Raw genomic sequence first — 25558 nt, forward strand, 5'->3', positions numbered from 1 at the left:
GTGGGTGCATGCGCAAAACCGTGGATGTACTCGCAAAGTCGCCCACGCACGCGTGTGGTCGCCACAGCGCCCTCAGCGCAGCGCCTTGGCATAGAGCAGGCTGTCTTGCGGTTCTGGTCCCATCGTCGGGTAGACGGCATGGCGCACCAGCCGGCCCTCCCGCGCGAATCCCGCCCGCTCCAGCAGCTGCGCCGACCGCTCGTTGGCGACGCTGCAGGTGGCCCAGACCCGGTACACCGTGCGATCGGCCTGCAGCGCGCCCAGCAGCATGTCGAGAACGTCGGTCATCAGTCCCTTGCCCCACCACCGGCGGCCCAGACAGTAGCCGATTTCGACGGAGTGGGCGACTGGGCGCCGGCAGCTGGTCAGGCCGATGACCTGGCCGCTGTTCTGCAGCTCGACGGCCCAGGTGCGCTCGTCGTCGCTGACGTTGATCTTGTCGTTGATCACCCGCCGTGTGGTCGCGACATCGGGATGCGGCGCCCACAGCAGATGCTTGGTGACTTCCGGGTCGCGGGCCACGCGCTGGAATAGTGGAGCGGCGTCGTCGAGCACCGGTGGGCGCAGCAGCAGCTGCGGACCCGTGATGCGTGCGGGCGGATAGTCGACCACCTCAAAGGCCGAGCGCTTGGTAGGTACGACGGACGAACTTCGGTTGTACCGCTTGGAGTTTCGCGAGCGTGGTGTTGCCGGCCACGGCTGCCGCCACGTCCGCGGACATATCGGGCATGTTCTGGACCAGATACAGCAAAATTAGATCGGCGGTCGGGTCGGCCTGCCACCAGGTCCCGTACGCGCCGGGCCAGCCGAACGTCCCCAGCCCGCCCGGTCCGAACAACGGCGCGCTCTTGGCCGGATCGGTCACCACCGACAAGTTCAGCCCGAAGCCGCGGCCGACCCAATACGGGGCGCCCAGGAAGTTGTGCCGCTTGTGTTCGTCGGTGAGCCGGTCGGCGCGCATGAGGCGCGCCGATTCGCTGGACAGGACCCGCACGCCGTCGAGCGTCCCTTCGCCGAGCAGCATTCGCACGAACCGCAGGTAGTCGTCGGCCGTCGACAACAATCCACCCCCGGCGTTGGGAAAGCTGGGCGGCGTGATAGGCGGCGGCACCATCACGTCGTGGTGCAGCCGGCTCTGCCCGTCGAGCCGGTACATGGTAGCCGCGCGGCGCCGTCCGTCCGGGGACACGGAGAACCCGGTGTCGGGCATGCCGACCGGGCCCAGCACCCGTTCGTCGAGAACCCGGTCGAACGGCTTGCCCTCGATGCGTGAGGCGATGACGCCCAGCAGGTCGATGGAATGGCTGTATGTCATTCGTTCGCCGGGTTGATGCACCAACGGCAGCTTGGCCAGCTCGGCCAGCCACACCTCGGGGCCCTGGTTGAACGGGAGCCGCGTGTAGGCCCGGGAGATCGGCCCGGACACCGAAAATCCGTAGGCCAGGCCGCTGGTGTGGGTCAGCAGGTCCTCGATCAGGATCGCCCGGTTCACCGGGTGCGTGCGGTCCAGCGGGCCGCGCGGGTCGTCCAGCACCTGTGGTGCGGCCAGTTCCGGGGCCCAGCGGGCGATCGGGTCCTTCAGCGTCAGCTTGCCGTCGTCGACCATGCTCATGATCGCCGCCACAGTGACGGGCTTGGTCATCGAGGCGATCCGAAACACCGTGTCCCGTTGCATGGGGAGGCCGGCGTCGACGTCGCGGTGGCCGATCTCGTTGACCTGCAGCACTTCTCCGTGCTGCCACACCACGGTGACCGCCCCGGCGAGCAGCCCGGCGTCGCAGGCCTCGCGCAGCGAAGTCTGATTACCGTCGAGATTCACGCGTTCACGGTAGCGGTTGCCGGCTAGGGGTGTTCCCCGCGCACCGCGTCGGCCACCGTGGGGTAGAGGTCGACGATCTTGTCGACACCCACGATCTGCAGCGGGCGGCTGGTGGCCGAGCCGTCGGCGGCCACCCGCAGCGACGTCGGGCTGCCCTCGGTCAGGCGATGGGCCTCGACGAGGACCGTGATGCCCGCCGAGGACAAGAAGTCCACCTTGGTGAGGTCGACGATCAGCACCGCGGGCGTGTCGGCCAATGCGGCGTCGAGGTGGGTGGCCAGCGACGGCGCGGTGATGATGTCCACCGCGCCACTGACCTGCAACACGACCGCCTCAGCGGTGTCGCTGCGGGTCACCAGGAAATCGTCGCTCACACGCTGAACCGTACTGTCCTGTGCACGGGGGTCCGATACCCGGGTCAAGTAACTTGACACCCGCAATCTGCTCCACGGCATTAACGTCACTCGGCGTCGGTTCGGACAGCGAAAATTTCATCACGGTTTCGGTTGCGCAAAGGTACGGCAGCGCGCCCGCGATGCGGGAGCGACCTCGCCTGTGTGACCCTACTGTTGGTCGCTATGGCGGGACTGAACAATCACGTGAAGCACAGGCGCACAGCGCTTCACGCCACCGCGTCGGCGTTGATGGTTGCCATCGCCGGACTCGCCGTCAATCCCGTAGCTCAAGCGGCTGCCGCCGCGGCGGCGAGCCTGACGGTGGAACACACGTGGCAAACCGGTTTCATCGCCAACTTCGCCGTCACCAACGCGAGCATGGTGCCGCTCTCCGATTGGCGGCTTGATTTCGACCTGCCGGCGGGAGAATCCGTCTTGCACACGTGGAACAGCACTTTCAGCCAATCCGGCACACATGTTGTCATCACCCCCGCGAACTGGGATCGCGTCATCCCACCCGGTGGTTCCGCCACCGGCGGTTTCCGTGGCATGCTGAGCGGTACCTACTCGCCACCGGTGAATTGCGTGCTCAACGGGCAATATTTGTGCAGCTAGCGATGACCGCCCCCGGGAGGCGACTGCGGCACCCTGTCATCCCACGAGCTCATTCTTCTGGCTGGACAAACGAACGAAGCTGACGACGGGTCTGGTGGTCTGGTGCTCCGGCCTCGCCGTCTCTGTGTTTGCCTCGCGTGTAGTCGCCTTGCCACTCCACTCGCTCTCCCGCGGCGACCCTCGCTACCTGCTCGGCGTGCTCTGCGGCGCCACGTTCACGAAGAAACAACCTGTGCTTGCGCTCCAGATCTTCGTCGGATTCGATGGGCCGCAGTTCCGGGACGAACTCTTCCAGTTCGGCTCGCCGCTGCGGGACGATCATGCAGATCGGCTCGTCGACCTCGAATTGCACCGGCATCAGTTTGCGCGTCAGTTTCCAGCTCATGCTGAAACTTGCACTCGCCCAGTCAGTTTCGACTACACCCTCCAACGGATACACGGCATCCTTGGGATAGTTCGCCGGTCCGCGGACCAAGAGGTTGTAGCCGGGCGGCGTGCGGAACAGTATCGGCAGACGCCAGGTGAAGATGCCGTTGCCGAAATGACTGGCGGGCAGCAGTTGGCCGGGCTCGCGGCGGGCGGGTTGGATCACCACGTCCACTCCATCCTGATCGAACCAGGTCACGGTGAACGCGCACGGATTGCGCAGCTCCCAGCCGCTTTGGTTGGCGATGACCATCGGCAAACACCGACTGGGCCACCCTTTGTTCGACTCCGACTGCGCCGTCATCCACGCCCGGTTCGTCGGCGCCGGGACAATCGTCGGCGCGTTCTCACCGGTGATGAACGCGATCAGTGGGCGGGCGGGCGTGTTGGAGTTGTCGCTCATCCGATCCTCGATTAGCTGCGGACGTCCGTATCCGACAGACGTCAGTAGTCGACGAGGAGTCTACTGACGGGTCGCCACCTGCGCTGGTTGCCGTCCGCGCCGGGCTGCCGGCCAGGGCCTCGGCGCGTGGCTGGCGAGGTCACGTCCCTGATAGCCATTCTTGGCGGCCGGTCGCCGTACGTTACTTGGGGCAATTCACCATCTGTCGTCGGGCAGATGCGGCCGGCGACCGGCTACAGTGCGCGCGTCCGGCGTCGTCGTGCCGGAATCGAAGTGCTACGCTGCCGGGCAGTCGACATCCTTTAACGATCCGTCCGGAGAGGCGGAGAAGGAGGTCTGGGTCTCTCATGAGTGCTGCGGGGAATGCCGCCACCGGCAGGGAATTGATGTCTGCGGCCGACGTCGGCCGAACCATTTCTCGTATCGCCCATCAAATTATCGAAAAGACCGCGCTGGACAGTGCCGATGCGCCTCGGGTGGTGCTGCTGGGCATACCGACCCGCGGCGTAATCCTGGCCCACCGGCTGGCGGTGCACATCAGCGAATTCAGCGGTGTCGGGCTGGCGCACGGCGCCCTGGACATCACGCTCTACCGCGACGATCTGATGCAAAAGCCGCCGCGGCCGTTGGAGGTGACATCGATCCCGGAGGGTGGAATCGACGACTCGCTGGTGATTCTCGTCGACGACGTGCTGTACTCCGGGCGCTCCGTGCGCTCGGCCCTCGATGCGCTGCGCGACGTGGGCCGGCCGCGGTCCGTCCAGCTCGCGGTGCTGGTTGACCGCGGTCACCGCGAGCTGCCCGTGCGCGCGGACTACGTGGGCAAGAACGTCCCGACCTCGCGTGCCGAGAGCGTGCACGTGCAGCTGCGCGAGACCGACGGCCGCGACGGCGTGGTGATCTCTCGGGACGGTGATGGATGAGGCGGGCCGAATGACCAGACACCTGTTGGCCGCCGGCGATCTGACCCGCGAGGAGGTCACCGCCATCCTCGACGACGCGGACCGGTTCGCGCAGGCGCTGGTGGGCCGCGAGGTCAAGAAGCTGCCGACGCTGCGCGGCCGCACCATCGTCACGATGTTCTACGAGAACTCGACCCGCACCCGGGTCTCGTTCGAGGTGGCCGGCAAGTGGATGAGCGCCGACGTGATCAACGTTAGCGCGTCCGGATCGTCGGTGGGCAAGGGCGAATCGTTGCGCGACACCGCGTTCACGCTGCGCGCCGCCGGTGCCGACGCGCTGATCATTCGCCACCCCGCGTCGGGCGCCGCGCATCTGCTGGCCGACTGGACCGGCGCGAACGCGGACGGGCCGGCTGTGATCAACGCCGGCGACGGCACCCATGAGCACCCGACCCAGGCCCTGTTGGACGCCTTGACCATTCGCCAGCGGCTCGGCGGCATCGAGGGCCGGCGCGTGGTGATCGTGGGCGACATCCTGCACAGCCGGGTGGCCCGGTCCAACGTCATGCTGTTGAGCACTCTGGGCGCCGAGGTGGTGCTGGTGGCGCCGCCGACGCTGTTGCCGGTCGGGGTGCAGAACTGGCCGGTGACCGTATCCAACGACTTCGATGCCGAGCTGCCCGCCGCCGACGGTGTGCTGATGCTGCGGGTGCAGGCCGAGCGGATGAACGGCGGCTTCTTCCCATCCGTGCGCGAATACTCGTCGCTGTACGGGCTGTCCGAGCGGCGCCAGGCGATGCTGCCCGGCCACGCCGTGGTCTTGCATCCGGGGCCGATGCTGCGCGGCATGGAGATCGCATCCTCGGTGGCCGACTCGGCGCAATCGGCAGTGCTGCAACAGGTTTCCAACGGCGTTCACGTGCGGATGGCGGTGCTGTTCCACGTGCTGGTCGGCGCGGAATCGCCTACGAAAGCGGTGTCGCCCGGAGAAGAGGGTGTGGCATGAGTGTCCTGCTGCGCGGGGTGCGGTTGTACGGCGAGGGCGATCGCGTCGACGTGCTGGTCGATGACGGCCAGATCGCCGAAATCGGGTCCGGGCTCGCCGAGGCCGGAGACCTCGGAAAAGACTTAGACGTGATCGACGCGACGGGTCAGGTGCTGCTGCCCGGGTTCGTCGACCTGCACACCCACCTGCGCGAACCGGGCCGCGAATACGCCGAGGACATCGAAACCGGATCGGCCGCTGCGGCTTTGGGTGGTTACACGGCCGTGTTTGCGATGGCCAACACCAACCCGGTCGCCGACAGCCCGGTGGTCACCGACCACGTCTGGCACCGCGGCCAGCAGGTCGGCCTGGTCGATGTGCACCCCGTCGGCGCGATCACCGTCGGGCTGGCCGGTACCGAGCTCACCGAGATGGCCATGATGGCGGCGGGTGCCGCGCAGGTGCGGATGTTCTCCGATGACGGCGTCTGCGTGCACGACCCGCTGGTGATGCGCCGCGCCCTGGAATACGCCACCGGGCTGGGCGTGCTGGTCGCCCAGCACGCCGAGGAGCCCAGGCTGACCGTCGGCGCGGTCGCCCACGAGGGGCCCGTGGCCGCCAGGCTCGGCCTCGCAGGATGGCCACGCGCCGCCGAGGAATCGATCGTGGCGCGCGACGCGCTGCTGGCCCGCGACGCCGGCGCCCGGGTGCACATCTGCCACGCCTCCACCGCGGGCACCGTCGAGATAGTCAAATGGGCTAAGGGGCAAGGCATTTCGATCACCGCCGAGGTCACGCCGCATCATCTGTTGCTCGACGACACCAGACTGGCCAGCTACGACGGAGTCAACCGGGTCAACCCGCCGCTGCGCGAGGCCGCTGACGCAATCGCGTTGCGTCAAGCGCTGGCCGACGGGGTAATCGATTGCGTGGCCACCGACCACGCCCCGCACGCCGACCACGAAAAGTGCGTCGAGTTCGCCGCGGCGCGTCCCGGCATGCTGGGCCTGCAGACCGCGTTGTCGGTGGTGGTGCAGACCATGGTGGTGCCGGGCTTGTTGAGCTGGCGCGACGTGGCGCGGGTGATGAGCGAAAACCCGGCGCGCATCGTGGGATTGCCCGATCACGGCCGCCCGCTGGAGGTAGGGGAGCCGGCCAACCTGACCGTGGTGGATCCTGACGCCACTTGGATCGTCGCCGGCCCCGAGCTGGCCAGCCGGTCGGCGAATACGCCCTATGAGTCGATGACGTTGCCCGCCAGCGTGACTGCCACGCTGCTGCGCGGCAAGATCACCGCTCGGGACGGAAAGAGTCCGGCATGAAGCGCGCCGGCGACCGGACCGTGCGTCACCTGAGCGGCGCCTGTGGGCGGGAGCGGCGCGCATGAACTCCGCCACGCTGGTGGGGTCGCTGATCTTCGCTGTCGTACTGGTGGTGGTGATCGCCATCGTGATCCAGTTGATGATGGTCGGCTGGCGCCGGCGCGCGCGGCGGCAGGAGGAGCTGATCGGCGACCTGCCCGACGTGCCGATCGAGGTCGGCGCCGCCACCACCACGCTGCGCGGGGTGTACGTGGGCTCCACCCTGGGCACCGAATGGACCGAGCGGGTCACCGCAGGCGATCTGGGCTACCGCAGCAAGGCGGTTCTGAGTCGTTACCCGGAAGGTATTCTGCTGCAACGTATCCGGGCAAACCCGATCTGGATCCCGCAGGACTCGATCGCCGAGGTGCGTACCGAGCGCCAGATGGCCGGAAAGCTTGCCGCCCGCAATGGGATACTGGCCATCCGATGGCGGCTGCCGTCCGGCATCGAGATCGACACGGGCTTCCGGGCGAGCAATCGGGATGAATACGACGGCTGGGTCGAGGAGGCGGCGTGAAAGCGCAACTGGTACTTGAGGACGGCCGCGTCTTCACCGGAAGGCCGTTCGGCAAGATCGGCCAGACGCTCGGGGAAGCGGTCTTTTCCACCGCCATGTCGGGTTACCAGGAGACCCTGACCGACCCCAGCTACCACCGCCAGATCGTGGTGGCCACCGCCCCGCAGATCGGCAACACCGGCTGGAACTGCGAGGACGCCGAAAGCCGGGGCGACAAGATCTGGGTGGCCGGTTACGCGGTGCGCGACCCGTCGCCGCGCCCGTCCAACTGGCGGGCCACCGGGACGCTGGAAGACGAGCTGGTCCGCCAGGACATCGTCGGGATCGCCGGCATCGACACCCGCGCGGTGGTGCGGCATCTGCGCAGCCGCGGCTCGATGAAGGCCGGGGTGTTCTCGGGCGGTTCCCTGGCCGAGCCGGCCGAGCTGGTCGAGCGGGTGCGGAGCCAGCAGTCGATGCTGGGAGCCGACCTCGCCGGGGAAGTCAGCACGCCCGATGCCTACGTCGTGGAACCCGATGGGCCACAACGGTTCATCGTCGCGGCGTTGGACCTCGGGATCAAGACGAACACGCCGCGCAACTTCGCCCGGCGCGGCGTCCGCAGCCACGTGCTGCCGGCGTCGGCCACCTTCCCCCAGATCGCGGACCTCAGCCCGGACGGCGTGTTCTTGTCGAACGGGCCCGGCGACCCGGCAACCGCCGACCGCGTCGTCGCGCTCACCCGGGAGGTGCTGGGTGCCGGAATCCCGTTGTTCGGGATCTGTTTCGGCAATCAGATCCTGGGCCGCGCCCTGGGCCTGTCGACTTACAAGATGGTCTTCGGCCACCGCGGCATCAACATCCCGGTCATCGACCACGCCACCGGCCGGGTCGCCGTCACCGCGCAGAACCACGGTTTCGCGCTCGAAGGGGAGGCGGGCCAGCGGTTCGACACCCCGTTCGGCCATGCCATCGTCAGCCACACCTGCGCCAACGACGGGGTGGTTGAGGGCGTCAAACTGCTTGACGGCCGGGCATTTTCGGTCCAGTACCATCCGGAGGCCGCAGCCGGCCCGCACGATGCGGAGTATCTGTTCGACCAATTCATCGATCTGATGGAATCCCACAACACAGGAGGGGCACGCTAGTGCCGCGGCGCAGTGACCTCAAGCATGTCCTGGTGATCGGCTCGGGGCCGATCGTGATCGGGCAGGCCTGCGAGTTCGACTACTCCGGCACCCAGGCCTGCCGGGTGCTGCGGGCCGAGGGTCTGCAAGTCAGCCTGGTCAACTCCAATCCGGCCACCATCATGACCGACCCCGAGTACGCCGACCACACCTACGTCGAGCCGATCACCGCTGCCTTCGTGGAGAAGGTGATCGCCCAGCAGGCCGCGCGCGGCAACAAGATCGACGCGCTGCTGGCCACCCTCGGCGGGCAGACCGCGCTGAACACCGCGGTCGCGCTGTACGAGAACGGGGCGCTGGAGCGCCACGGAGTCGAGCTCATCGGCGCCGACTTCGACGCCATCCAACGCGGCGAGGACCGGCAGATGTTCAAGGACATCGTCGCCAAGGTCGGCGGTGAATCCGCGCGCAGCCGAGTGTGTTTCACCATGGACGAGGTCCGCGAGACGGTCGCCGAGGTCGGCCTGCCCGTCGTCGTGCGCCCCAGCTTCACGATGGGCGGGCTGGGCTCGGGCATGGCGCGTTCGGTCGAGGAGGTCGACCGGATGGCCGGCGCAGGGCTGGCCGCCAGCCCGAGCGCCAACGTGCTGATCGAGGAATCGATCTTCGGCTGGAAGGAATTCGAACTCGAGCTCATGCGCGACGGCAACGACAACGTCGTGGTGGTTTGCTCGATCGAGAACGTCGACCCGATGGGCGTGCACACCGGTGACTCGGTCACCGTCGCGCCCGCCATGACGCTGACCGACCGGGAATACCAGCGGATGCGCGATCTGGGCATCGCGATCCTGCGCGAGGTCGGCGTCGACACCGGCGGCTGCAACATCCAGTTCGCCATCAACCCGGCCGACGGGCGGCTGATCGTCATCGAGATGAACCCCCGGGTATCCCGTTCCAGCGCACTGGCATCCAAGGCGACCGGCTTCCCGATCGCCAAGATCGCGGCCAAGCTGGCCATCGGCTACACGCTCGACGAGATCGTCAACGACATCACCAAGGAGACGCCCGCCTGCTTCGAGCCCACCCTGGACTACGTCGTGGTCAAGGCGCCGCGGTTCGCGTTTGAGAAATTCCCCGGCGCCGACCCCACCCTGACCACCACGATGAAATCCGTCGGCGAGGCCATGTCGCTGGGCCGCAACTTCATCGAGGCCCTCGGTAAGGTCATGCGGTCCCTGGAGACCAGCCGAGCCGGCTTCTGGACCAAGCCCGACGCGCACGGCGACGTCGCCGAGGTGCTGACCCGGCTGCAGACCCCGACCGAGGGCCGGCTCTACGACATCGAATTGGCGCTGCGCCAGGGCGCCTCGGTCGAGCGGGTCGCCGAGGCCAGCGGCGTGGACCCGTGGTTCGTCGCGCAGATCGGTGAGCTGATCAACCTGCGTGCCGAGCTCGTCGACGCCCCGGTGCTCGATGCCGACCTGCTGCGGCAGGCCAAGCACAGCGGGCTGTCCGATCGCCAGATCGCCGCGCTGCGACCGGAATTGGCCGGTGAGGACGGGGTGCGCTCGCTGCGTGAACGGCTCGACATCCACCCCGTGTACAAGACGGTGGACACTTGCGCGGCGGAGTTCGAGGCCAAGACGCCCTACCACTACAGCAGCTACGAGCTCGACCCCGCCGCCGAGAGCGAGGTCGCGCCGCAGACCGAGAAGCCCAAGGTGCTCATCCTGGGCTCGGGGCCGAACCGGATCGGCCAGGGCATCGAATTCGATTACAGCTGCGTGCACGCCGCAACGACGCTGAGCGAGGCCGGCTTCGAGACGGTGATGGTCAACTGCAACCCGGAGACCGTGTCGACCGACTACGACACCGCCGACCGGCTGTATTTCGAGCCGCTGACGTTCGAGGACGTCCTCGAGGTGTACCGCGCCGAGGCGCAGTCGGCCGGCTTGAATTCCGGCGGCCCGGGGGTCGTCGGCGTCATCGTGCAGCTCGGTGGGCAGACCCCGCTGGGTCTGGCGCAGCGGCTCGCCGACGCCGGCGTGCCCATCGTGGGCACCCCGCCGGAGGCCATCGATCTGGCCGAGGACCGCGGCGCCTTCGGCGACGTGCTCGCCAGTGCCGGGCTGCCGGCGCCGAAGTACGGCACCGCAACGACATTCGCCCAGGCTCGCCGGATCGCCGACGACATCGGGTATCCGGTCCTGGTGCGCCCGTCGTACGTACTCGGCGGGCGCGGCATGGAGATCGTCTACGACGAAGAGACGTTGCGGGACTACATCACCCGTGCCACCGAGCTGTCCCCGGAGCACCCGGTGCTGGTGGACCGCTTCCTCGAGGACGCGGTCGAGATCGATGTCGACGCGTTGTGTGACGGTTCGGAGGTCTACATCGGCGGCATCATGGAGCACATCGAGGAGGCCGGCATCCACTCCGGCGACTCGGCCTGCGCACTGCCGCCCGTGACGCTGGGCCGCAGCGACATCGAAAAGGTGCGCCGCGCGACGGAGGGCATCGCGCACGGCATCGGCGTGATCGGCCTGCTCAACGTGCAGTACGCCCTGAAGGACGACGTGCTCTATGTCCTGGAGGCCAACCCGCGGGCCAGCCGCACCGTTCCGTTCGTGTCCAAGGCCACCGCGATTCCGCTTGCCAAGGCCTGCGCCCGGGTCATGTTGGGTGCCAACATTTCCCAGCTTCGCGACGAGGGGCTGCTGGCGGCATTCGGGGACGGTGCCAACGCGGCGCAGGACGCCCCGATCGCGGTCAAGGAAGCGGTGCTGCCCTTCCACCGGTTCCGCCGTGCCGACGGGTCGGCCATCGACTCGTTGCTCGGCCCGGAGATGAAATCGACCGGGGAAGTCATGGGCATCGACCGCGATTTCGGCAGCGCGTTCGCCAAGAGCCAGACCGCGGCCTACGGTTCGTTGCCGGCCGAGGGCACCGTGTTCGTCTCGGTCGCCAACCGCGACAAGCGATCCCTGGTGTTCCCGGTCAAACGCCTGTACGACTTGGGATTCCGCGTGCTCGCCACGGAGGGAACTGCGGAGATGTTGCGCCGCAACGGGATTCCCTGCGACGAAGTGCGCAAGCACTTCGAGCCGCCGCAGCCGGGGCGCCCGGCGGTCTCGGCGGTCGAAGCGATCAAGGCCGGTGAGGTCGACATGGTGATCAACACGCCCTACGGCAACTCCGGTCCGCGCATCGACGGCTACGAGATCCGCTCGGTGGCGGTGTCGGCCAGCATTCCCTGCGTGACGACCGTGCAGGGGGCCTCGGCGGCCGTGCAGGGCATCGAGGCGGGCATCCGCGGCGGGATCGGGGTGCGATCGCTGCAGGAGCTGCACAGTCAGATCGGCGCCGGGGGTAACGGCCGATGACCGGGTTCGGCGCCCGGCTGGCCGCGGCGAAGCTCAGCCGCGGGCCGCTGTGTCTGGGCATCGACCCCCATCCCGAGCTGCTGCGCGCCTGGGACCTGCCGACCACCGTCGACGGGCTGGCCACGTTCTGCGACACCTGTATCGAAGCGTTCTCGGGCTTCGCGGTCGTCAAACCCCAGGTCGCGTTCTTCGAGTCGTACGGTTCCGCGGGGTACGCCGTCCTGGAGCACACCATCGCCGCGCTGCGCGCGGCCGGCGTGTTGGTGCTGGCCGACGCCAAGCGCGGGGACATCGGGACCACGATGGCGGCCTACGCGACCGCCTGGGCCGGCGACTCGCCGCTGGCCGCCGACGCGGTGACGGCCTCGCCCTACCTGGGCTTCGGTTCGCTGCGCCCGCTGCTGGAGGCCGCGGCGGCACACGATCGGGGCGTGTTCGTCGTGGCGGCCAGCTCCAATCCGGAGGGCGGGACCGTGCAGCGCGCCACGTTCGACGGCCGCACGGTGTCCCAGCTGGTCATCGACCAGGCGGCGGTGGTCAACCGGTCCTCGACCACGAACGAGCCGGGTTACGTCGGCGTTGTCGTCGGCGCGACCGTCTACGAGGCGCCCGATGTCAGCGCGCTGGGCGGCCCGGTGCTGGTGCCGGGCGTCGGCGTGCAGGGCGGGCGTCCCGACGCGCTGGCGGGCCTCGGAGGGGCCACGCCGGGGCAGCTGCTGCCGGCGGTGGCGCGCGAGGTGCTCCGCGCCGGGCCGGACGTGGCGAAGCTGCGGGCCGCGGGCGAACGGATGCTGGAAGCCGTTTCGTACCTGTCGGTCAGCTAGCCGGGCCCGCTGGCGGTCATCGAGCCCGGCTCTTTTCGGGCCTCTCGCCGGTGCAAACGCCGCCGTCGCGCGCTCCCGACACAGCCGCCCGCCGGGGCGACACGCGCGACACGCCGCGACAAATCCGTGATCCGAGGCACGGGGCCGCGCCGCTACGGGTCAGGGCCGTCCGCGGCGGTGGGGAAAGTCGCCATCGGTACCCGCGTAGCGACGGAAAAACCGCAGCTAGAGGGCAAATAAACGCCGGGTGGGCCGGGCTCTCACGACGCGGCGACGGCCGTTCGCCGTGGCTTCCAGCGATGTCCGGCACGGTGTCGGCTGCCGCCATCCGGCGCGTCCACGCTGCGCATTTGTGCCCTTAACCAGGGGGTCGGGTTAGATTTCGTCAGGAACCGTGAGTACGGTCGTCTCCGCTGGGGCTGAAGGCCCCGGCAGAGACAAATGAGTGATCAGATACGGAGGAATCGTGGCCCTTCCCCAGTTGACCGACGAGCAGCGCGCGGCCGCGTTGGAGAAGGCGGCTGCCGCACGTCGAGCGCGAGCAGAGCTCAAGGACCGGCTGAAGCGCGGTGGCACCAACCTCACGCAGGTGCTCAAGGACGCCGAAAGCGATGAAGTCTTGGGCAAGATGAAGGTTTCTGCGCTGCTCGAGGCGTTGCCCAAGGTGGGCAAGGTCAAGGCGCAGGAAATCATGACCGAACTGGAAATCGCGCCGACCCGCCGCCTGCGCGGTCTCGGCGACCGGCAGCGCAAGGCGCTGCTGGAAAAGTTCGGCTCCGCCTAACCCAACCCCGCGACTATGCAGGCCGGATGGCCTGTGGGGGGTACCGACCCAGGAGCGGCTATGAGCTCCGGCGAGGGACCGGACGTCGAGTGCGGGGCACGTCCCGGGCCTGCCGGCCCAGGGCGTGTGGTCGTGCTGTCCGGTCCCTCCGCGGTCGGCAAGTCGACGGTGGTTCGGTGCCTGCGGGATCGGATTCCGAACCTCCATTTCAGTGTGTCGGCCACGACGCGCGCGCCGCGGCCCGGTGAAGTCGACGGTGTCGACTATCACTTCGTCAGTCCGGCCCGCTTCCAGCAGCTCATCGACAACGGTGACTTGCTGGAGTGGGCGGAGATCCACGGCGGCCTGCAGCGATCGGGCACACTGGCCGAGCCGGTGCGGGCCGCCACCGCGGCTGGGCTGCCGGTGCTCATCGAGGTCGACCTGGCCGGGGCCCGGGCCATCAAGAAAGCGATGCCCGAAGCCCTGACGGTGTTCCTCGCCCCGCCTAGCTGGGAAGACCTGGAGGCCAGGCTCATCGGACGCGGCACCGAGACGCCGGACGCCATCCGCCGTCGCCTGGACACCGCCCGTATCGAATTGGCAGCTCAGAACGACTTCGACCGCGTCGTCGTCAACAGTCAATTGGAGTCTGCCTGCGCAGAATTGGTATCCTTGCTGGTGGACAATGCGCCTGACCCGGCATGAGCCGCCTCGCCAGACGCCCACCAGCATCACGTTCACGCCGTTCAACAGCTCTTAGCGCCAGGAGAAAGTCTTAGTGAGTAATTCGCAGTCCGACGCGTCGCTGGCCGCCCTGCCCGCCCTGGATCCGTTCGATCCGTCGGCGGGTGGACAAGGCGCCTACGACACCCCACTGGGCATCACCAATCCGCCCATCGATGAGTTGCTGGATCGCGTCTCGAGCAAATACGCGCTGGTCATCTACGCGGCGAAGCGCGCCCGGCAGATCAACGACTACTACAACCAGCTGGGCGAGGGCATCCTCGAATACGTCGGCCCGCTGGTCGAGCCGGGTCTGCAGGAAAAGCCGCTGTCCATCGCCATGCGCGAGATCCACTCGGACTTGCTCGAACACACCGAGGGCGAGTAACAGGACAGGTCGGGCGCTGTGATCAGCTCTGAGAGCCGCTACGACATCCTCCGCGAAGGTGCGGCGTAGATGGATCGCAAGCGCATCGTCGTCGGCGTCTCAGGTGGTATCGCCGCCTACAAGGCGTGCACCGTGGTGCGCCAACTCGCCGAGGCCGGCCACGAGGTCCGCGTCATCCCCACCGATGCGGCGCTGCGCTTCGTCGGGGCCGCGACCTTCGAGGCGTTGTCTGGTCAGCCGGTGCACACCGGCGTCTTCTCCGACGTTCCCCAGGTGCCCCATGTGCGCCTCGGCCAACAGGCCGACCTGGTGGTCGTGGCGCCCGCCACCGCCGACCTGCTGGCTCGCGCGGTGCATGGACGGGCCGACGACCTGTTGACCGCGACGTTGCTGACGGCGCGCTGTCCCGTGCTGTTCGCCCCGGCGATGCACACCGAGATGTGGTCACACCCGGCCACGGTCGACAACGTGACCACTTTGCGCCGCCGCGGCACCGTGGTGCTGGAACCCGCGTTTGGGCGGCTCACCGGCACCGACACCGGCAAAGGGCGGCTGCCGGAGGCCGAGGAGATCACCACGCTGGCGCAGTTGCTCCTGGAACGCCACGATGCCCTGCCCTACGACCTGGCGGGCCGCAAGGTCCTCGTCACCGCCGGCGGCACCCGCGAACCCATCGATCCGGTGCGCTTCATCGGCAACCGCAGCTCCGGCAAGCAGGGCTACGCCGTCGCCCGGGTCGCCGCCCAGCGCGGCGCCGACGTCACGCTGGTCGCGGGGCACACCGTCGGCCTCGTCGATCCCGCGGGGGTCGACGTCGTCCACGTCAGCTCCGCGCAGCAGCTCGCCGACGCCGTTTCCAAGCACGCTCCCGCCGCCGACGTGTTGGTCATGGCCGCGGCCGTCGCCGACTTCCGGCCAGCGCAGGTTGCCGCCGCCAAGATCAAAAAGAGTGCCGACGAGGCCGACGTCCCCCCGACGATCGAATTGGTGCGCAACGACGACGTGCTGGCCGGTGCGGTGCATGCCCGCGCCCACGGGGAGCTGCCCAACATGCGGGCTATCGTGGGTTTCGCCGCCGAAACCGGCGACGCCAACGGCGACGTCCTGTTCCACGCGCGAGCGAAGTTGCGGCGCAAGGGCTGTGACCTGTTGGTCGTCAACGCCGTCGGGGAGGGCCGGGCGTTCGAGGTGGACAACAACGACGGCTGGCTGCTGGCCGCGGACGGCGCCGAGTCGGCGCTGCAGCACGGTTCCAAGACGCTGATGGCCAGTCGCATCGTCGATTCGATCGTCGCGTTCCTCAACAGCGACGGCAACTAGCGGCCCGCCGATGCTTGCCTCGGAAGGCTGTTAGAAACTCTTGGGAAAGCCCGGCTGCGTCCGGCGGCACCAGATGCGCTTAAAATAATTTGTCTAACTAACATTCGGCACGAATGGAAGGATCGCACAGTGAGTGAGACGGGTCGGCTGTTTACCAGTGAGTCGGTGACCGAGGGACATCCCGACAAGATCTGTGATGCGATCAGCGACTCGGTCCTGGACGCGCTGTTGGCCGGGGATCCGCGTTCGCGTGTCGCCGTCGAGACGGCGGTCACCACCGGCCAGGTCCACGTCATCGGTGAGGTCACCACGAACGCCAAGGAGGCGTTCGCCGACATCACCAACATCGTTCGCCAGCGGATCCTGGAGATCGGCTACGACTCGTCCGACAAGGGCTTCGACGGCGAGACCGCCGGCGTCAACATCGGCATCGGCCGCCAGTCGCCCGACATCGCGCAGGGCGTCGACACCGCGCACGAGACGCGCGTCGAGGGCGCCGCGGACCCGCTGGACGCCCAGGGTGCGGGTGACCAGGGCCTGATGTTCGGCTACGCGATTAGCGACACCCCGGAGCTGATGCCACTGCCGATCGCGCTGGCGCACCGGCTGGCGCGCAGGCTCACCGAAGTCCGCAAGAACGGCACGCTGCCCTACCTGCGCCCGGACGGCAAAACCCAGGTCACTATCGGCTACGAGGACAACGTCCCGACGCGGTTGGACACCGTGGTGGTCTCCACCCAGCACGCCGACGGAATCGACCTGGAGAAAACCCTGGATCCCGATATCCGCAAGCACGTCCTCGAGGCCGTCCTCACGGAGTTGGCGCACGACACGCTGGACGCGTCGTCCACCCGCGTGCTGGTGAACCCGACCGGGAAGTTCGTGATCGGCGGCCCGCAGGGCGACGCCGGGCTGACCGGCCGCAAGATCATCGTCGACACCTACGGCGGCTGGGCCCGCCACGGCGGCGGCGCCTTCTCCGGCAAGGACCCCTCCAAGGTGGACCGCTCGGCGGCCTACGCCATGCGCTGGGTGGCCAAGAACATCGTCGCCGCCGGGCTGGCGGAGCGGGTCGAGGTGCAGGTGGCCTACGCCATCGGCAAGGCCGCCCCCGTCGGGCTGTTCATCGAAACGTTCGGCACCGCCACGGTCGACCCGGTCAAGATCGAGAAGATCGTGCCCGAGGTGTTCGACCTGCGGCCCGGCGCGATCGTGCGCGACCTGGACCTGCTGCGCCCGATCTACGCGCCGACTGCCGCGTACGGCCATTTCGGCCGCACCGACATCGAACTGCCCTGGGAGCGGCTCGACAAGGTCGACGAACTCAAGCGCGCGGTCTAGGCGTTCGGCCTCGAACGTGACACTGCAGTCATGTTCGGCGCTGAACGTGACTGCAGTGTCACGCTCGGCGGGCTAAACCTCCCGCGCAGTCTGGCCCGGCAGAGGGTGATCAGCGTCCAGCGCCGGTAGTCCGTCGATGCTGTGCAGGTTGCGCTTAACGGCGCGGACATACGTCTCCTCGCCGGCCTTCGCGTGATAGGTGTCGAGCACCGGGCGTTCGTCGATGAGTTCGTAGTAGGGCACAGCGAATCCGCAGGCGTCGGCGATTCGCTCGATATCGATGACGATCGCGGCGCGAACCCCGGCGTGCTGGCCCCCGAAATATGCCAGCAGGTCGGGGAATTCGGCATCATCGGGGCGAACGACCCGACCCGTGCCGAACAGCCGCAAGATTCGCGAATTGCGGTTGAATGAGCAGAACATGACCGTGATCCGGCCGTTGTCGCGCAGGTGCGCGATGGTCTCGACGCCGCTGCCGAACAGATCGAGATACGCCACCCGGTGATCGTCGAGTACCGCGAACGTGTCTCGATAGCCCTTGGGGGACAGGTTGATTCGACCGCCCTCCGATGGCGCGGTGGCCACGAAGAACATGGCCTGCTCCGCGATGAATTCACGCAGCGGCTCGTCGAGGCTGGAAAACTCCTTGGTCATGCGTCAAGGCTAGCGTCCGGCGGCGGGGCATCGCCCGCGACTCCCGCCGTCCTAGCCGGCGCGGATCAACCGACCGTGCGCGATCCGCGAGCCGACTTGCTTGAGCCGCTTGCTGCGGACGCTGACGTCGTAGGCCCGGACATGCTCGACTGTGGCCAGCTCCTCGGTGAGGTAGCCATAGAGGTGTTCCGCGCCCCGGCAGATCACCACGACCATCAGATTGGCGGGACCGCTGACCGCGACGACCGAGGCGACCTCGTCGTGCCGCACGATCTGCTCGGCCACCGACGCGAGGTGGCGGGGCACGACCGATATCCACACTACGGCGGTCAGCATGAAGCCGAGCCGCTCCGGCAGGATGTCGAGATCGTAGGAAAGGGTGGCGCAGGCCTGTAGGGCGACCAACCGGCGCTTGACGCGCGCCGGCGACCATCCGGTGCGCTCACCCAGTGCGCTGTCGGAAATGCGGCCGTCGTCGGCCAGCGCATCCAGCAGCGGCTGGTCGTCGGCGGTCGGCTGCGCGGGCGGCGGTGAGTCGGTGCGGTCCGGCGGCTGCAGTGCGGCGATCTGCTGGGGGCTCAAGCCGTGCCCGTAACCGGTCCAATGCGCGTGCATCGGTGAGCCGAATACGTTGAGCACCAAATCGATCCGCATGTCGAGCACCGTTGACGTGCGGGGCAGCCGGTGCAGCAGCCCGGCCTCCCCGTCGTCGACGGGAGCACGTACGACGCAGACGAGTTCGGTGCCACCCGACAACACGTTGGCGTGGGTGACCTCGGGTCGGCGGATCAGCGCCTCGGCCAATTTGGGTAGGTCGTTGGGTTTGGCGTGTACTCGCACGACCCATTGGTATTCGCCGTACACCCGCGGGTTGACCACACCGACCACCCGAAGCACGCCGGCACGGCGCAGAGCGTGGTAACGGCGCGCGACGGTCTGCTCACCAGTGTCGATGACCTCGGCGATACGTCGGAACGGCGCCCGCGGCGACAGCTGCAGCGCATGCAGGATTTGACCGTCGATCGCTTCCATAGTGATGAAACTTTACATATAGCTGCCGCAGTGCGCCTATTTCTGACGGTCCAGGGGGTCTTGCTGGCCTTATTCGGCAGCGTCACCGACGATGAAGGTCGACTGTTCGAGACAGGAGGCGCCCCAATGGAATTGACCGGCAACACCATCCTGGTGACCGGTGGCGGCACGGGAATCGGGCGGGCCATGGCCATCGCGTTGTCCGGGCGCGGTAACCGAGTGGTGATCGCGGGTCGACGAGCCGCCGCGCTGCGTGCCGTCGCCGAGGCGTATCCGGGTATCGAGTGGCACCCGCTGGACGTCACCGACACCGCGTCCGTCCGGGAGTTCGTGGCGACGGTCGAGCGGCGGTGGCCCGATCTCCATGTGCTGATCAACAACGCGGGCGTGATGGCGCTGGAGAACCCTGACGCCCCCGATCCGGCCGTGTCGGCGACCGTCGTCGCAACCAATCTGCTCGGTCCGATCGTGTTGACGTCGCTGCTCCTGCCTACGTTGCGGCGGCAGCCCGCTGCCACGATCGTCAACGTCACGTCGGCGCTGGCCTTCGTCCCGTTGGCCATCGCTCCGACCTACAGCGCCACCAAGGCCGGCCTGCACTCGTATACCGAATCGTTGCGTATCTTGTTGCAAGAAACCGGTATTCAGGTCATCGAGGTCGCTCCGCCGCGGGTGCGCACGGACATGGACGGTCCGCGGGGCGCCGAGGCGATCGATGCCGACGAGTTCGTCGCGGAAGTCCTCGCGGGGTTGGCCGCGCAGCCTCGCGCCGGTGAAATCGTCGTCGAAGCCGCCCGCGCGGTGCGTTACGCCGAACACGAAGGTCACTACGGCCGCACGCTGGTCGCCCTCAACGCCGCTGTCACCGCCACGGATGTGCTGTGAAGCTGGGAATCGGCCTGCCGAATCACATCGCCGACGTCGCCGGGCCCGTCGTCCTCGGTTGGGCACGCCGCGGCGAAGAGCGTGGCTTTGAATCCGTCACGACGATCGATCGGTTGTTCTACCCCGGCGTCGACTCGCTGATCGCGCTGGCCACCGCGGCCGGCGCCACGACCGAACTGATGCTGGTGACCAATGTCTTGCTCGCCCCGATGTATCCGGTGGTTCCGCTGGCCAAGCAACTTGCCAGCCTGGCCCGGATCTCCAGCGGACGGCTGGTCGTCGGCCTGGGGGTGGGCAACCGGCCGGACGAATATGCCAGTACCGGTGCCGACTTCCAACGGCGGGGCCGCATCCTCGACGAGCAGGTCGAGCGGTTGCGTGGCCTGTGGACCGGTGAACGGGTTGCCCATGACGCCGCGTTGTGTCCCGCGCCCGGGCCGATTCCGGTGCTGTTCGGTGGCCGGTCGGAGGCCACGGTGCGCCGGGTGGTCGGCGCCGGCGACGGGTGGGCGGCCGGGGCCGTGCGCCACCATGACGAACAGGCGGGGCTGGCCGAACGCATCCGGGCCGGCTGGCAGGCCGCCGGCCGGCCCGGGCGTCCCTATCTGCAAGCATCGGTCAATTTCGGGCTCGGACCGGCCGCGGCCGTCGCGGCGGGCCGGGAACACCTGGCGCGCTACTACGGATTCGCTCCGGACTATGCACGGGTGAATGTCGCCGATATGGTCTGCTCGGCGGCCGACGCCCGCGACACGGTCCGGCGTTATCGGGACCTCGGCTTCGACCGGCTGCTCTTTCACCCCACCACCGAGGCCGTCGAACAGGTCGACTTCCTCGCGGACGCGATTCTCTAGGGCCCGTTGCTGTTTGGCGGTTCCACGTTTCGCGGCGCCGATTAATTCAGCACAGTCCTAGGGGTGCAACGCCTTGCGCAGTGCTCGCAGCCCGCGCTCGGTGGCCTCGGCGGCGGCGGGAATCACGAGGGCGAAGCTGGCGTAGCCGTGCACCATCGTGGGCTCGTTGCTCAGCTCGGCGGGCACACCCGCGGCGGTCAGCAGCTCGGCGTAACGGGCCCCGTCGTCGCGCAGCGGATCGTGCTCCGCGGTACCGATGTAGGCCGGCGGCAGACCCGACAGGTCGGGGGCGTTGGCCGGGGCGAGCGTGACGGGCAGCGTCGTGGGGTCGTCCTCGATGTCGACGCCGGGCAGGTACCACGTCAGGAACGCCTCGATGACCTCGCGGTCCAGCACTGGCGCGACGGCGTTCTCGGTGTGCGAGGGCAGCGACAGGTCGGCCGTGGTGACGGGGTACCAGAGCAGCTGGAACGTCAGCGCGGGCCCGCCGTTGTCGCGCGCCAGCAGCGCCGCGACCGCCGCGAGGTTGCCGCCCGCGGAGTCACCGGCCACGGCGATGCGGGCCGGGTCGCCGCCCAGCTCGGCGGCGTGCTCGCCGACCCACCGCAGCGCGGCCCAGGCGTCGTTGACGCCGGCCGGAAAGGGGTGCTCGGGGGCGAGGCGGTAGTCGACGGACACGACGATGGCCTCCGCGCCGAGCGCGTGCATGCGGGCGACGGGGTCGTGCGTGTCCAGGTCGCCGAGGGCGAAACCGCCCCCGTGGTAGAAAACGACGACGGGCGGCGGTGCCGCGGTGTCGGGCGGCCAGTAGATCCGGACCGGGATGTCTGCGAGATCGTCGTGCGAGATGGTCCGGTTCTCGACGCGCAGCTCCGGCAGCATCTCCTCCGGCACCTTGAGCTGGCGCAGCCGCGCGCGGGCGAACTCGACGCCGTCGTCCGCGTTGAAGGTCATGGTGAACGCGTCGAGCAACGCCTTGAACGTCGGGTCGATCTCTGGTCGGGCGAGGGGCGGCTCAATCATTCGTCCACCGTACGCCTGGTGTTCACCCGTACAGCGCATTGCGCAGCGCCGCGAGCCCGCGTTCCAGGCCGGCGGTCGCGGCGGGGACCACGCCCGCATAGCCCAGGTAGCCGTGCACCATCGTCGTGGCGTTGTGCACCTCGGCCGGTGTACCGGCGGCCGCCAGCAGTTCGCCGTAGCGCGCGCCGTCGTCGCGCAGCGGGTCATGACCGGCCACTCCGATGTACGCCGGCGGCAGGCCCGCCAGATTCGCCGCCCGCCCCGGCGCCATGCCGGGCGGGGGATCGGACAGGTCGACTTCACCTGCGTACCAACGCGAGAAGTCACCCACCGATTTCACGTCCAGGATCGGGGCGTCGGCGTTCTCGGTGAACGACGGCAGCGACGCGTCCCACAGCGTGGAGGGATACCACAACAGCTGGAAGGCGAGTCGCGGGCCGGCGTTGTCGCGCGCCTGCTGGGCCATCACCGCAGCGATGTTGCCGCCCGCCGAGTCCCCGGCGACGGCGATGCGGGTGGGGTCGGCGCCGATCGCGGCGGCGTTCTCGGCGACCCACAGCGTTGCGGCCCAAGCGTCTTCGACGGCGGCGGGGTAGGGATGTTCGGGTGCCAGCCGGTAGTCCACCGATACCACGATCGCGTCCACCCCCACCGCATGCTGGCGGCAGGTGCCGTCGTGGGTGTCAAGGTCGCCGACGACGAAGCCGCCGCCGTGAAAGAATACGACGACTGGCGTCGCGGCTTCGGAAGTCGTTTGAGGCCAATAGATTCGGATCCCCAGCGAGCCCGCCGGGCCGGGAATGTCGCGGTCCTCCACGCGCAGTTCGGGATGCAGCTTTCGGCGGGGTAGGTCGCGAAACCGCTGGCGCGCAGCGTCGATGCCGTCATTGGTGGATAGCCGGAACGGAACGGCATCGAGTACCTTCAGCAGAATGGGGTCGATCGCGCGTTCGTCGTCGGCTGCTTCCTCAGAGCTGGACATGGAAGTACCGTACGCACCCCGCCTAATGACCGGCGGCTGGGTGGCGGCCGGCTGGGCCGGCCTCGCCTACGGCATCTATCTGACCGTGCTCGCGTTGCGCTCACCGCCCGGGGCCGAGCTGACCGGACATTGGAACCTGCAGCCGGCGTTCAAGGCGGCCATGGCGTTCTTGCTGGCCGTCGCCGCGGTGGCGCACCCCATCGTCCGGGAGCGACGCTGGCTGATGCCCGCGCTGCTGCTGTCGGCCGCCGGTGACTTCCTGCTGGCCATCCCGTGGTGGCCGACGTCATTCGTGTTGGGGCTCGGCGCATTTCTGCTGGCGCACGTGTGTTTTGTCGCGGCGCTGCTGCCGTTGGCCGCCAGGACCGCGCTGTCGCGTGTCCGCATCGGTGCCGTGGTGGTCATGGGCGCGGCCGCGGTGGGGCTGCTGGTGTGGTTTTGGCCGCATCTGGGCCGGGACAAGCTTCCGGTGACGGCCTACATCGCCGTGCTGACCATCATGGCGTGCACGGCGTTCATGGCGCGGCTGCCGACGGCCTGGGCGGCGGCCGGGGCGGTCTGTTTCGCGGTGTCGGACTCGATGATCGCCATCGGCCGGTTCATCCTCGGCAACGAGCTGCTGGCGGTGCCGATCTGGTGGCTGTACGCCGCGGCCCAGATCCTGATCACGGCCGGGTTCTTCTTCGGCCGGACCGACGCCGCTGACCACGGCACCGAGTCCGCCGCGGCCTGAATGTCGGTGGTCGCCGTTAGGGTGTTCCCGGGCGGTAAACATGTTGAGTAGCAATGTCGTTCGTGGTGCGAGGACGTTGTGACCACAGACGCGCGCACGCCGGTCCAGGTGGAACCGATCGCCCGGGTGTTGCCGATGCTGTCCGTGCCGCACCTGGATCGCGAGTTCGACTACCTGGTGTCGGCCGAGCAATCCGACAATGCGCAGCCGGGTGTGCGGGTGCGGGTGCGGTTCCACGGTCGGCTGGTCGACGGGTTTGTGCTGGAGCGACGCAACGACACCGATCACGTCGGCAAGCTCGGCTGGCTCGATCGGGTGGTCTCGGCCGAACCGGTGCTGACCGCGGAGATCCGGCGACTCGTCGACGCGGTGGCGGCGCGCTACGCCGGGACGCGGCCGGACGTGCTGCGGCTTGCAGTGCCGGCCCGGCACGCCAGGGTGGAGCGGGAGCCCGTCGCGACGCCGCCGGCCGCGATGGTGCCGGAACCCGTCGACCCGTCGGGGTGGGAGGTCTACGGCCGCGGCGGGCAGTTCCTGACCGCCCTGGCCGAGTCGCGCGCCGCCCGCGGGGTGTGGCAGGCGCTGCCGGGCGAGCTCTGGGCCGAGCGGTTCGCCGAGGCCGCCGCGCAAACGGTCCGCGCCGGGCGGGCGGTGCTGGCCATCGTCCCCGATCAGCGGGACCTGGACGCGCTGTGGCAGGCCGCGACCGCGAGTATCGACGAGAACTGCGTGGTGGCACTGTCGGCGGGCCTGGGGCCGGCCGCGCGTTACCGACGCTGGCTGGCCGCGCTGCGGGGCCGGGCCCGGCTCGTGATCGGCACCCGCAGCGCGGTGTTCGCGCCGCTGAACGACCTGGGCCTGGTCATGGTGTGGGCAGACGCCGACGACAGCCTGGCCGAACCGCGGGCGCCCTACCCGCACGCCCGGGAGGTGGCGATGTTGCGGGCCCATCAGGCCCGGTGCGCGGCGCTCATCGGGGGCTATGCCCGTACCGCCGAAGCCCACGCGCTGGTGCGCAGCGGGTGGGCGCACGACATCGTCGCCACTCGCCCGGTGGTGCGCGCCCGGACCCCGCGGGTGATCGCGCTCGACGACACGGGCTACGACGACGAACGCGACCCGGCGGCGCGCACGGCGCGCGTCCCGTCCATCGCGCTGCGGGCCGCCCGAGCGTCGCTGCAGGCCGGGGCGCCGGTGCTGGTGCAGGTGCCGCGGCGCGGCTATGTGCCGTCGCTGGCGTGCGGGCGCTGTCGGACCATCGCCCGGTGCCGGCACTGCACCGGGCCGCTGTCGCTGCCGGACCCGGGCCACGGCTCCGGCGCGGTCTGCCGATGGTGCGGCCGCGCCGAACCGGTGCTGCGGTGCACGCGGTGCGGATCGGATGCGGTGCGCGCGGTGGTCGTCGGGGCTCGGCGCACCGCCGAAGAACTCGGCCGCGCGTTCCCCGGTACGCCGGTGATTACCTCGGCGGGCGACGCCGTCGTCGCCGGTGTCGCCGCGCGCCCGGCCCTGGTGGTTGCCACCCCGGGCGCCGAACCCTGCGCCGAGGGCGGATACGGGGCGGCGCTGCTGCTGGACACCTGGGCCCTGCTGGGCCGCCAGGACCTGCGCGCCGCCGAGGACGCGTTGTGGCGCTGGATGAGTGCCGCCGCATTGGTCCGCCCGCGCGGCGAGGGTGGGGTGGTGACGGTGATCGCCGAGTCCTCCCTTCCCACAGTGCAATCGCTGATTCGCTGGGACCCCGTGGGCCACGCGGAGGCCGATCTGACGGCACGAACCGAGGTCGGGCTGCCACCCAGCGTGCACATGGCGGCCATCGACGGCACCGCCGACGCAGTCGCCGCGTTGCTCGACGAGGTGAACCTGCCCGACGGCGCCGAGCGCCTCGGCCCGGTGGACCTGCCGCCGGGCGTGCGCCGGCCGGCCGCGACCCCGCCCGGCGTGCCGGTCATCCGGATGCTGGTGCGGGTGCCCCGCGAAGACGGCCTGGCGCTGGCCGGCAGCCTGCGCCGCGGCGTCGGTGTGCTCAGCGCACGGCAGACTCACGACCCCGTGCGGGTGCAGATGGACCCGCTGCAGATCGGGTAGGGCAGTATCGGCCTTGCCGCCGGCAGGTCT

General features: G+C 68.9%; 25 protein-coding genes. 17 read left to right on the plus strand and 8 right to left on the minus strand.

Features of this window, described 5'->3' with window-relative positions:
• Positions 1 to 72: 72 nt before the first annotated feature.
• From MSG_RS10185 to MSG_RS10195, 3 genes are read right to left on the minus strand one after another with little or no spacing between them, the layout of a single operon-like run.
• On the minus strand, positions 73 to 612 hold the full coding sequence (locus tag MSG_RS10185; RefSeq protein ID WP_096439316.1) for a GNAT family N-acetyltransferase: 540 nt from the start codon (positions 610 to 612) through the stop codon (positions 73 to 75).
• Between the two features lies 1 nt (position 613).
• Positions 614 to 1819: a serine hydrolase domain-containing protein gene (locus MSG_RS10190; RefSeq protein ID WP_096439318.1), complete on the minus strand. Its 1206-nt coding sequence runs from the start codon at positions 1817 to 1819 to the stop codon at positions 614 to 616.
• 23 nt (positions 1820 to 1842) lie between these two features.
• Positions 1843 to 2193, minus strand: coding sequence for an STAS domain-containing protein (locus MSG_RS10195; RefSeq protein ID WP_096439320.1), 351 nt, complete (start codon positions 2191 to 2193; stop codon positions 1843 to 1845).
• Positions 2194 to 2397: 204 nt separating this feature from the next.
• Here MSG_RS10195 and MSG_RS10200 point away from each other — a divergent pair, with 204 nt between their 5' ends.
• Complete coding sequence (locus tag MSG_RS10200; protein ID WP_096439322.1) at positions 2398 to 2829, plus strand: cellulose-binding domain-containing protein; 432 nt, start codon at positions 2398 to 2400, stop codon at positions 2827 to 2829.
• A gap of 49 nt (positions 2830 to 2878) precedes the next feature.
• Here MSG_RS10200 and MSG_RS10205 read toward each other — a convergent pair whose 3' ends face one another.
• Positions 2879 to 3658: a DUF6065 family protein gene (locus MSG_RS10205; protein ID WP_096439325.1), complete on the minus strand. Its 780-nt coding sequence runs from the start codon at positions 3656 to 3658 to the stop codon at positions 2879 to 2881.
• 347 nt (positions 3659 to 4005) lie between these two features.
• Between MSG_RS10205 and pyrR the strand changes: the two genes are divergently transcribed.
• The 12 genes from pyrR to metK all read left to right on the plus strand — a co-directional run bounded on the left by pyrR (position 4006) and on the right by metK (position 17277).
• The gene (gene pyrR, locus MSG_RS10215) at positions 4006 to 4581 is read left to right on the plus strand and encodes a bifunctional pyr operon transcriptional regulator/uracil phosphoribosyltransferase PyrR (protein ID WP_096439327.1); all 576 of its coding nucleotides are present in this window, start codon (positions 4006 to 4008) and stop codon (positions 4579 to 4581) included.
• 10 nt (positions 4582 to 4591) lie between these two features.
• Positions 4592 to 5566 carry an aspartate carbamoyltransferase catalytic subunit gene (locus MSG_RS10220; RefSeq protein ID WP_096444308.1) on the plus strand — a complete coding sequence of 325 codons (975 nt, stop codon included), beginning with the start codon at positions 4592 to 4594 and terminating at the stop codon, positions 5564 to 5566.
• Positions 5563 to 6867 (plus strand): dihydroorotase, encoded by a 1305-nt coding sequence (locus tag MSG_RS10225; RefSeq protein ID WP_096439329.1) that lies wholly within the window; start codon positions 5563 to 5565, stop codon positions 6865 to 6867. The genes MSG_RS10220 and MSG_RS10225 overlap by 4 nt, the downstream gene beginning before the upstream one ends.
• Before the next feature lie 61 nt (positions 6868 to 6928).
• Complete coding sequence (locus MSG_RS10230; protein ID WP_096439331.1) at positions 6929 to 7426, plus strand: PH-like domain-containing protein; 498 nt, start codon at positions 6929 to 6931, stop codon at positions 7424 to 7426.
• Positions 7423 to 8553 carry a glutamine-hydrolyzing carbamoyl-phosphate synthase small subunit gene (gene carA / locus MSG_RS10235; RefSeq protein WP_096439333.1) on the plus strand — a complete coding sequence of 377 codons (1131 nt, stop codon included), beginning with the start codon at positions 7423 to 7425 and terminating at the stop codon, positions 8551 to 8553. Before MSG_RS10230 ends, carA begins: the two co-directional genes overlap by 4 nt.
• Positions 8553 to 11915: a carbamoyl-phosphate synthase large subunit gene (gene carB / locus MSG_RS10240; RefSeq protein WP_096439335.1), complete on the plus strand. Its 3363-nt coding sequence runs from the start codon at positions 8553 to 8555 to the stop codon at positions 11913 to 11915. Before carA ends, carB begins: the two co-directional genes overlap by 1 nt.
• Positions 11912 to 12739 (plus strand): orotidine-5'-phosphate decarboxylase, encoded by an 828-nt coding sequence (gene pyrF, locus MSG_RS10245; protein WP_096439337.1) that lies wholly within the window; start codon positions 11912 to 11914, stop codon positions 12737 to 12739. The genes carB and pyrF overlap by 4 nt, the downstream gene beginning before the upstream one ends.
• Positions 12740 to 13205: 466 nt before the next feature.
• Entirely contained in the window at positions 13206 to 13523 is a 318-nt protein-coding gene (gene mihF, locus MSG_RS10250; protein WP_003407240.1) for an integration host factor, actinobacterial type, read from the plus strand.
• Positions 13524 to 13583: 60 nt separating this feature from the next.
• Positions 13584 to 14210 (plus strand): guanylate kinase, encoded by a 627-nt coding sequence (gene gmk / locus MSG_RS10255; RefSeq protein ID WP_096439339.1) that lies wholly within the window; start codon positions 13584 to 13586, stop codon positions 14208 to 14210.
• Positions 14211 to 14283: 73 nt separating this feature from the next.
• Complete coding sequence (gene rpoZ, locus MSG_RS10260; RefSeq protein WP_096439341.1) at positions 14284 to 14616, plus strand: DNA-directed RNA polymerase subunit omega; 333 nt, start codon at positions 14284 to 14286, stop codon at positions 14614 to 14616.
• Between the two features lie 69 nt (positions 14617 to 14685).
• Positions 14686 to 15936, plus strand: a complete 1251-nt coding sequence (gene coaBC, locus MSG_RS10265; protein WP_096439343.1) for a bifunctional phosphopantothenoylcysteine decarboxylase/phosphopantothenate--cysteine ligase CoaBC — start codon at positions 14686 to 14688, stop codon at positions 15934 to 15936.
• 129 nt (positions 15937 to 16065) lie between these two features.
• Positions 16066 to 17277 (plus strand): methionine adenosyltransferase, encoded by a 1212-nt coding sequence (metK, locus tag MSG_RS10270; RefSeq protein WP_096439345.1) that lies wholly within the window; start codon positions 16066 to 16068, stop codon positions 17275 to 17277.
• A gap of 72 nt (positions 17278 to 17349) precedes the next feature.
• Here the strand turns inward: metK and MSG_RS10275 are convergent, their stop codons facing one another.
• Together MSG_RS10275 and MSG_RS10280 are read right to left on the minus strand one after the other, a co-directional pair.
• The gene (locus tag MSG_RS10275; RefSeq protein WP_096439347.1) at positions 17350 to 17931 is read right to left on the minus strand and encodes a pyridoxamine 5'-phosphate oxidase family protein; all 582 of its coding nucleotides are present in this window, start codon (positions 17929 to 17931) and stop codon (positions 17350 to 17352) included.
• Between the two features lie 51 nt (positions 17932 to 17982).
• Complete coding sequence (locus MSG_RS10280; protein ID WP_096439349.1) at positions 17983 to 18963, minus strand: Lrp/AsnC family transcriptional regulator; 981 nt, start codon at positions 18961 to 18963, stop codon at positions 17983 to 17985.
• 126 nt (positions 18964 to 19089) lie between these two features.
• On the opposite strand from MSG_RS10280, the gene MSG_RS10285 reads away from it, so the two are divergent.
• Both MSG_RS10285 and MSG_RS10290 read left to right on the plus strand, forming a co-directional pair.
• Entirely contained in the window at positions 19090 to 19848 is a 759-nt protein-coding gene (locus tag MSG_RS10285) for an SDR family oxidoreductase (protein ID WP_096439351.1), read from the plus strand.
• Positions 19845 to 20702, plus strand: coding sequence for an LLM class flavin-dependent oxidoreductase (locus MSG_RS10290; RefSeq protein WP_096439354.1), 858 nt, complete (start codon positions 19845 to 19847; stop codon positions 20700 to 20702). The genes MSG_RS10285 and MSG_RS10290 overlap by 4 nt, the downstream gene beginning before the upstream one ends.
• A 57-nt stretch (positions 20703 to 20759) precedes the next feature.
• Here MSG_RS10290 and MSG_RS10295 read toward each other — a convergent pair whose 3' ends face one another.
• The gene (locus MSG_RS10295; protein ID WP_096439356.1) at positions 20760 to 21725 is read right to left on the minus strand and encodes an alpha/beta hydrolase; all 966 of its coding nucleotides are present in this window, start codon (positions 21723 to 21725) and stop codon (positions 20760 to 20762) included.
• Between the two features lie 22 nt (positions 21726 to 21747).
• Complete coding sequence (locus tag MSG_RS10300; protein WP_096439358.1) at positions 21748 to 22707, minus strand: alpha/beta hydrolase; 960 nt, start codon at positions 22705 to 22707, stop codon at positions 21748 to 21750.
• Here MSG_RS10300 and MSG_RS10305 point away from each other — a divergent pair.
• Positions 22706 to 23440 carry a lysoplasmalogenase gene (locus MSG_RS10305; RefSeq protein WP_096439360.1) on the plus strand — a complete coding sequence of 245 codons (735 nt, stop codon included), beginning with the start codon at positions 22706 to 22708 and terminating at the stop codon, positions 23438 to 23440. The two genes, MSG_RS10300 and MSG_RS10305, sit on opposite strands and share 2 nt — an antisense overlap.
• Positions 23441 to 23575: 135 nt before the next feature.
• On the plus strand, positions 23576 to 25528 hold the full coding sequence (locus tag MSG_RS10310; protein ID WP_096444310.1) for a primosomal protein N': 1953 nt from the start codon (positions 23576 to 23578) through the stop codon (positions 25526 to 25528).
• Positions 25529 to 25558: the final 30 nt, after the last annotated feature.

Source organism: Mycobacterium shigaense (genome assembly GCF_002356315.1).
GTDB lineage: Bacteria > Actinomycetota > Actinomycetes > Mycobacteriales > Mycobacteriaceae > Mycobacterium > Mycobacterium shigaense.

Excerpts from the sequence above, each read along its gene's own strand:
- MSG_RS10285 (WP_096439351.1), top strand. The coding sequence starts at position 19,090 with ATGGAATTGACCGGCAACACCATCCTGGTGACCGGTGGCGGCACGGGA.
- MSG_RS10225 (WP_096439329.1), top strand. The coding sequence starts at position 5,563 with ATGAGTGTCCTGCTGCGCGGGGTGCGGTTGTACGGCGAGGGCGATCGC.
- MSG_RS10230 (WP_096439331.1), top strand. The coding sequence starts at position 6,929 with ATGAACTCCGCCACGCTGGTGGGGTCGCTGATCTTCGCTGTCGTACTG.
- MSG_RS10220 (WP_096444308.1), top strand. The coding sequence starts at position 4,592 with ATGACCAGACACCTGTTGGCCGCCGGCGATCTGACCCGCGAGGAGGTC.
- MSG_RS10310 (WP_096444310.1), top strand. The coding sequence starts at position 23,576 with ATGCTGTCCGTGCCGCACCTGGATCGCGAGTTCGACTACCTGGTGTCG.
- MSG_RS10280 (WP_096439349.1), bottom strand. The coding sequence starts at position 18,963 with ATGGAAGCGATCGACGGTCAAATCCTGCATGCGCTGCAGCTGTCGCCG.
- MSG_RS10200 (WP_096439322.1), top strand. The coding sequence starts at position 2,398 with ATGGCGGGACTGAACAATCACGTGAAGCACAGGCGCACAGCGCTTCAC.
- MSG_RS10275 (WP_096439347.1), bottom strand. The coding sequence starts at position 17,931 with ATGACCAAGGAGTTTTCCAGCCTCGACGAGCCGCTGCGTGAATTCATC.
- pyrR (WP_096439327.1), top strand. The coding sequence starts at position 4,006 with ATGAGTGCTGCGGGGAATGCCGCCACCGGCAGGGAATTGATGTCTGCG.
- MSG_RS10295 (WP_096439356.1), bottom strand. The coding sequence starts at position 21,725 with ATGATTGAGCCGCCCCTCGCCCGACCAGAGATCGACCCGACGTTCAAG.
- MSG_RS10300 (WP_096439358.1), bottom strand. The coding sequence starts at position 22,707 with ATGTCCAGCTCTGAGGAAGCAGCCGACGACGAACGCGCGATCGACCCC.
- MSG_RS10205 (WP_096439325.1), bottom strand. The coding sequence starts at position 3,658 with ATGAGCGACAACTCCAACACGCCCGCCCGCCCACTGATCGCGTTCATC.
- pyrF (WP_096439337.1), top strand. The coding sequence starts at position 11,912 with ATGACCGGGTTCGGCGCCCGGCTGGCCGCGGCGAAGCTCAGCCGCGGG.
- coaBC (WP_096439343.1), top strand. The coding sequence starts at position 14,686 with ATGGATCGCAAGCGCATCGTCGTCGGCGTCTCAGGTGGTATCGCCGCC.
- MSG_RS10305 (WP_096439360.1), top strand. The coding sequence starts at position 22,706 with ATGGAAGTACCGTACGCACCCCGCCTAATGACCGGCGGCTGGGTGGCG.
- gmk (WP_096439339.1), top strand. The coding sequence starts at position 13,584 with ATGAGCTCCGGCGAGGGACCGGACGTCGAGTGCGGGGCACGTCCCGGG.